The organism is Roseibium sp., assembly GCF_025698965.1.
GTDB lineage: Bacteria > Pseudomonadota > Alphaproteobacteria > Rhizobiales > Stappiaceae > Roseibium.
In genome coordinates this window covers 1-3,781 of sequence record NZ_JAILWL010000568.1, presented here as the reverse complement: position 1 = coordinate 3,781, position 3,781 = coordinate 1, and the positions used below count along the sequence as shown (strand labels likewise).

Genomic DNA, 3,781 nt, shown 5'->3' with positions numbered 1-3,781 from the left:
GGGCAGATTGCCCTGGCTCAGGCTTATGCCGGTGCACTCGGCACGTATGGCAGAAAGGCCGGCCAGATCCTTCTGACCCTGGGGGACACAGAAGAGCGTCGGCGCTATTTGAACGCACGGGCAACCATCGGCACGCTTTTGAAAATGGGGGCTGTACCGATAATCAACGAAAACGACTCGGTCGCGACCTCCGAAATCCGCTATGGCGACAATGATCGTCTGGCTGCACGAGTTGCGACCATGGCAAGCGCAGATTGTCTGGTTCTGCTGTCGGACATAGACGGGCTCTACACCGCTCCACCTGCCGACGACCCGAAGGCCGTGTTCCTGCCGGAAGTGCCCCGGATCACACCGGAAATCGAGGCAATGGCCGGAAGCGCCGGGTCGGAGCTTTCCCGTGGTGGCATGAAGACCAAGATTGATGCCGGCAAGATTGCGACAGCCGCCGGCACATCCATGGTTATTACCTCCGGCAAGGAATTGAACCCGCTGACGCGTCTGAACGACGGGGCTCGTGGAACATGGTTTCCCGCGCTCGGTTCACCGGCAAGCGCTCGCAAGGCCTGGATTGGCGGTCACCTGGAACCGCGCGGAGAAATCCAGCTCGACGATGGTGCGCTCAAGGCAATGAAATCGGGCAAGAGCCTCTTGCCGGCCGGTGTGACCTCCGTGTCCGGTAAGTTTTCCCGAGGTGACGCCGTCATGCTGTTGAGCCAGGATGGCCGAACAATAGGTCGTGGCCTGATCGCCTATGACGCCGATGAGGCGCAATTGATTGCCGGACGCAACAGCCGGGAGATTGAAGCGATCGTCGGTTATCCAGGGCGGGCGGAAATGATCCATCGCGACGATTTGGTGCTTGAGGATGCCTTTTTGAACGGAACGCGTTAAAACGCAGCAGGAAGTCCGGTTCCCTGAGCCGGTTAAAGTGGAGTTGGTGAGAATGCTGGACATGGTCGAAACGAACACGACTGAAGACTTGATGGCGGAGATCGGGCAACGGGCCCGTGCTGCCGGCCGGGTTCTTGCCACAGCGCCAACAGAGGTGAAAAACAAGGCTTTGAGCGAAATGGCCAAGGCCGTGCGGGCCGCAACACCCGATATTCTGGCCGGCAACAGGATCGATGTTGAGGCCATGACCGCCAATGGTCAGACGGCGGCCTTTCTGGATCGCGGAACCTTGAGCGAGGATCGGATCGAGGCCATCGCCAGAGCGCTGGAAGATATCGTCGCGCTTGATGATCCGGTCGGAGGGGTCATTGCGGCGTGGGAGCGGCCGAACGGATTGAAGATCGAGCGTGTGCGCACACCGCTCGGCGTAATCGGTGTCATTTATGAAAGCCGCCCCAATGTGACTGCCGATGCAGGCGCGCTTTGCCTGAAGGCGGGCAACGCCGTCGTGCTTCGTGGCGGATCCGACACAATTCACTCCAACAAGGCCATCCATGCCGCCCTGCAGAAGGGACTGGCGACGGCGGGACTTCCCGAAGATGCCATTCAGATCGTTCCGGTGACCGACAGAGCGGCCGTTGGCGAAATGCTCAAAGGGCTCAATGGCAACCTGGATGTCATTGTACCGCGAGGCGGCCGCAGCCTGGTTGAGCGTGTGCAGACCGAAGCTCGCGTGCCGGTCTTTGCCCACCTGGAAGGTCTGGTACATATCTTCGTCGACAGGCAAGCCGATCTGCAGAAATCGGTCGACATAGTCGTGAATTCCAAACTGCGCCGGACTGGCATCTGTGGTGCGCTGGAGACCTTGCTGGTGCATGAAGCTGTGGCACACAGCCATATGCCGGTTATCGTCAAGGCCTTGCAGGAACAGGGCTGCGAGATCCGCGGCGATGCCACTGTCCGCGACATTTGCGAAAACATCGTTCCGGCGAGCGAAGACGATTGGTCGACCGAATATCTCGACAAGATCCTGTCGGTGCGGGTTATCCCTGATCTGGAAGCCGCCATGGATCATATTGCGACCTTCGGCTCCAATCACACCGACTGCATCCTGACCGAGGATCAGGCGGTCGCTGATCGGTTTCAGGCGAAAGTTGATTCTGCCATCGTGCTGCACAATGCGTCGACACAGTTTGCCGATGGCGGTGAATTCGGCATGGGGGCAGAAATTGGTATCGCGACAGGCCGGATGCACGCCCGTGGACCCGTCGGTGTCGAGCAGCTCACCAGTTTCAAATACAAGGTTCATGGATCGGGTCAGACGCGTCCATGAGTTCAGCTAGTCCTGGACCTGAGCTCAGACGCGATTGGATGAAATTGCCCCATTCCGAACCGGGAAATCGTATCGGAATATTCGGTGGTTCGTTCAATCCGCCGCATTCCGGGCATCGACTTGTGGCGGCCACGGCCCTGAAGAGACTGGGTCTCGATCAGATCTGGTGGTTTGTCACACCTGGTAATCCGCTTAAAAGCCATTCGGACCTGGCCCCACTGCAAAACAGAATGCGCATGGCGAGCGCGCTGGCGGATCATCCGCGGATGAAGGTCACGGCCTATGAAACGGTTCTGGGAACCCCTTACACAGCCAGAACGATCCTGGCGCTCCGGTCGATGCGTCCGGCCACCCGATTCGTTTGGGTCATGGGTGCTGACAATTTGGCTAGTTTTCACAAGTGGCAGGATTGGCGGGCGATTATCGGTTCTGTTCCTGTTGCGATTGTCGACAGGCCCGGAGCATCTTTGTCTGTGATGTCCTCTCCAATGGCGCAAGCCTATGAAAAATATAGACTTCCTGAGGAGGTTGCAGGCCTTTTGGCGGACATGAATGCGCCTGTCTGGACATTTCTGCACACTCCGCTGGACCGGACATCGTCCACGGAACTGCGGCAAAACAAAAAACTGTGACTGTCAATTTTACCGAGATATTTTGGCTGTCTTGAAAATGCCAAACGGGAAGCGGTATTATAGGGACGGTCGCAAAGTTGGCGGCCGAGGTACGGTCAACCGGTCCTGTGTCCAAAACGGGTGACGTACGAAGTCGGACAATCTAGTTCGTGACGACGTTGGAGCAGGACGGAACAAACGGCGAAAGGCATTACACCTGACCATGACCTTTGAAAGTGGGCGGACAGACATGTCCACCTCTCAGAAGGCTTCCGTAAGCGCAGATCTTGCGGCAGACCTCCTCGATGCGGTTCTCACCAGTCTTGACGATTCCAAAGCTGAGGACCTGGTTACTCTCGACATTGCAGGCAAAAGTTCCCTGGCAGATCACATGGTGATTGTGTCCGGACGTTCCCACCGCCATGTGGGTGCGATCGCGGACCACTTGCTGAAAGATCTGAAAAAGGCAGGGGGCCGGGCTGCGACCGTTGAAGGCCAGAATACCTGTGATTGGGTACTGATAGATGCGGGCGATGTGATAGTTCACATTTTCCGTCCGGAAGTTCGTGGTTTCTACAATCTTGAAAAGATGTGGGCACCGGAAACGGACGACGCGCCGCAATATATCGGCTGAACCGGCTTCGGGGTTCTTGAACCGGAACCTCGTACTGCCGCGAGACAGTGACAGAAACCGGATCGGGACCCGGCGGAGACTTCATGCGCTTTACGCTATCCTGCATCGGCAAGATGAAGGCCGGTGCGGACAAAGAAATTTTCGACCGCTATCTTGATCGGGCGCGAAAGACGGGACGTGGTCTGGGGATTGCCGATGTCACCCTGTCGGAAATGGTTGAAAGCCGCGCTCAAAGGGCAGATGACCGTAAAGCGGAAGAGGCAAAAGCCATTCTACAGGCGGTGTCCGGCGGTACGCGGCTGGTGGTGCTCG

General features: G+C 57.7%; 4 protein-coding genes and 1 pseudogene. All 5 read left to right on the top strand.

Annotation, left to right across the window (positions count from 1 at the left end; genetic code table 11):
* The coding region (proB, locus tag K5905_RS29610) for a glutamate 5-kinase (protein ID WP_297591197.1) at positions 1-891 on the top strand (891 nt) is incomplete at its 5' end.
* Between the two features lie 52 nt (positions 892-943).
* A complete protein-coding gene (locus tag K5905_RS29605) occupies positions 944-2,224 on the top strand; it encodes a glutamate-5-semialdehyde dehydrogenase (protein WP_297591195.1) in 1,281 nt (426 codons plus the stop codon).
* A gap of 38 nt (positions 2,225-2,262) precedes the next feature.
* Positions 2,263-2,856: a nicotinate-nucleotide adenylyltransferase gene (locus K5905_RS29600; RefSeq protein WP_297591193.1), complete on the top strand. Its 594-nt coding sequence runs from the start codon at positions 2,263-2,265 to the stop codon at positions 2,854-2,856.
* Between the two features lie 229 nt (positions 2,857-3,085).
* Complete coding sequence (gene rsfS, locus K5905_RS29595; protein ID WP_297591190.1) at positions 3,086-3,469, top strand: ribosome silencing factor; 384 nt, start codon at positions 3,086-3,088, stop codon at positions 3,467-3,469.
* A gap of 83 nt (positions 3,470-3,552) precedes the next feature.
* Positions 3,553-3,781 (top strand): annotated as a pseudogene (locus tag K5905_RS29590) (23S rRNA (pseudouridine(1915)-N(3))-methyltransferase RlmH); the annotation flags it as partial.

Coding starts and splice junctions, on each gene's coding strand:
- rsfS (WP_297591190.1), top strand. CDS start 3,086: ATGTCCACCTCTCAGAAGGCTTCCGTAAGCGCAGATCTTGCGGCAGAC.
- K5905_RS29600 (WP_297591193.1), top strand. CDS start 2,263: ATGAAATTGCCCCATTCCGAACCGGGAAATCGTATCGGAATATTCGGT.
- K5905_RS29605 (WP_297591195.1), top strand. CDS start 944: ATGCTGGACATGGTCGAAACGAACACGACTGAAGACTTGATGGCGGAG.